Raw genomic sequence first — 2,468 nt, forward strand, 5'->3', positions numbered from 1 at the left:
CGCCGAGCCGGCCGCCACCTTCCGCTCGTCGTTCATCCTCGGCTACCCCGGCGAGACCGAGCGCGACCACGACCAGCTCCTCGAGTTCCTCGCCACCGCCCAGCTCGACTGGGCCGGCTTCTTCACCTTCTCCAAAGAGGAGGGCACCCACGCCGCCGGCCTGCCCGACCAGGTCGCACCCGAGCTCGCGCTCGAGCGCCTGCGCGAGTGCGCCGAGCTCCAGGACGCCATCACCGCGGCCAAGCGCGACGCGCTCGTCGGCTCGACGCGTCAGGTCCTCGTCGACGCGCCCGGCCGCGGCCGCACGGTGCACGAGGCGCCCGAGATCGACGGCATCGTGCACGTGCCCGCCGACCTGGCGGTCGGTGACCTCGTCGAGCTTGCCCTCGTCGGCGCGGAGGGCCCCGACCTGCGTGCCGTGCCCGTCGACGCGCTCGCTGCGACCGGAGCCGCCGCCACGTGAGCGAGGCCGCCCCCGAGCACCCCGGCTACACGTTCGGCCCGAGCGCGCTGGTCACCCCCGCCAACGCCGTCACCGTGGCCCGGCTGCTCGCTGCTCCCGTTTACGTCCTGATGCTCGTCGTCTGGGGTGCGTCCTGGGTCAACGTGATCGTCGGCTTCCTTCTCGCCGCCAGCGACGGGCTCGACGGCTACATGGCGCGTCGCCACGGCACCACCCGCTCGGGCGCCTTCCTCGACCCCCTCGCCGACAAGGCCGTCGTCCTCGGCGCGCTCATCACGTTGGCCGCCCAGGGCCACCTGCCCTGGCTTCCTGTCGGCCTCATCGCGGCGCGCGAGGCCGGCATGCAGGGCTACCGCTCGTGGGTCGGGCGCCGTGGGGTGTCCATCCCCGCCCGCAACACCGCCAAACTCAAGACCTTCGTCCAGGACCTCGCGGTCGGCGTGTGCATCATCCCGCCGCTGGCGCACCAGCACGGCCTGCAGCTCGCGATGATCTGGTTGGCCTGCGCGCTCACCCTGTACACGGGGGCCGAGTACCTGCTCGATGGCCGCCGGGCCATGCAGCGACCCGTGGCCTCCTAAGGTCACTCGCCGTGAGGATCGAGATCGTGGCGGTCGGCACCGAGCTGCTGCTCGGGCAGATCGCGGACACCAACTCCGCCTGGCTCGGCGAGAACCTGGCCGCCAACGGCGTGTCGTCGCACTTCCACCAGGCCGTGGGCGACAACCACGACCGCATCGTGCTCGCGCTGCGCACGGCGCTGGCCCGCAGCGACGGCGTCATCATGTGCGGCGGGCTGGGCCCGACCCAGGACGACATCACCCGCGAGGCGATCGCCGAGGTGATGAACGTGCCACTCGTGCGCGACCAGGAGATCGTCGACCACATCGCCGAGTTCTTCCGGGCCCGCGGCCGGGAGATGTCGGAGAACAACGCGCGGCAGGCCGACGTCCCGCAGGGCGCGGCGGTCATCGCGCAGGCCGCCGGTACGGCGCCCGGGCTGATCTGCCCGGTCGGCAACAAGGTCGTCTACGCCGTGCCGGGTGTCCCCTACGAGATGGCCGAGATGTTCGAGCGCGCCATCCTTCCCGACCTGCGCGCCCGCATGGCCGAGGCCGGCGAGGAGGGCGTCATCGCGAGCCGGGTGCTGCGCACGTGGGGCGCGAGCGAGTCCGGGCTGGCCGAGTCGCTCCAGGACCGCATCGACGCGCTCGACGCCGCGGGCGACGTCACGCTTGCGTTTCTCGCCTCGGGCATCGAGGGCATCAAGGTGCGGATCACCGCACGGGCCCGCACGCTCGGTGACGTCACCGCGCTGCTCGACAAGGAGGAGGGCGAGGTTCGCCGCTCCATCACCGAACGTCTCGGTGACATCGTGTTCGGGGTCGACGACGAGTCGATGGAGGTCGCGGTCGCGAACCGCCTCATCGAGCGCGGCCTGACCTTCGGCGTGGCCGAGTCGTTGACCGGGGGCCTCATCGCCTCCCGTCTCGTCAACGTGCCCGGCGCCTCCGCTTGGTTCCGGGGCGGCGTCGTGGCCTACGACTCCCAGGTGAAGTTCGACCTGTTGGGGGTGCCGGCCGGGCCGGTCGTGACCGAGCCGGCGGCGGCGGCGATGGCCGAGGGGGCCTGCAAGGTGACCGGCGCCGACGTGGGACTCGGGATCACCGGCGTGGCCGGGCCCGACGACCAGGAGGGGGTGGCGCCCGGGACGATCTTCGTCGGCCTCGCCCTGCCCGACCGGCCGACCGAGACCCGCCAGCTGCGGCTGCCCGGTGACCGGGAACGGGTGCGCCAGTACGGGGCCATTTCCGCCCTCGACCTGCTGCGACGGGCCCTCGAACCGCCTCCCGGCTGACCCGGCCGCGGCCCGGGGCGCGTTCACAGGAGGCCCACAGCCGGGTCACACTGGGACGGGAGTCGGGGGTGCCACCCTGATTCGGCAGGGAGGTGTGTCCAAGTGAAGATCGACAACGGACCCCGGGTCCTGGTGGTTGACGACGAG

General features: G+C 72.6%; 3 protein-coding genes. All 3 read left to right on the forward strand.

The window, feature by feature from the left end; genetic code table 11:
• A partial coding sequence (locus tag VG869_03715; protein HEV3450291.1) for a 30S ribosomal protein S12 methylthiotransferase RimO occupies window positions 1–463 on the forward strand: 463 nt, incomplete at its 5' end.
• Window positions 460–1,044: a CDP-alcohol phosphatidyltransferase family protein gene (locus VG869_03720; GenBank protein ID HEV3450292.1), complete on the forward strand. Its 585-nt coding sequence runs from the start codon at window positions 460–462 to the stop codon at window positions 1,042–1,044. The genes VG869_03715 and VG869_03720, both read left to right, overlap by 4 nt.
• Before the next feature lie 11 nt (window positions 1,045–1,055).
• Window positions 1,056–2,321, forward strand: coding sequence for a competence/damage-inducible protein A (locus VG869_03725; protein ID HEV3450293.1), 1,266 nt, complete (start codon window positions 1,056–1,058; stop codon window positions 2,319–2,321).
• Window positions 2,322–2,468 lie beyond the last annotated feature (147 nt).

Source organism: Acidimicrobiia bacterium, from assembly GCA_035948415.1.
GTDB lineage: Bacteria > Actinomycetota > Acidimicrobiia > IMCC26256 > PALSA-555 > PALSA-555.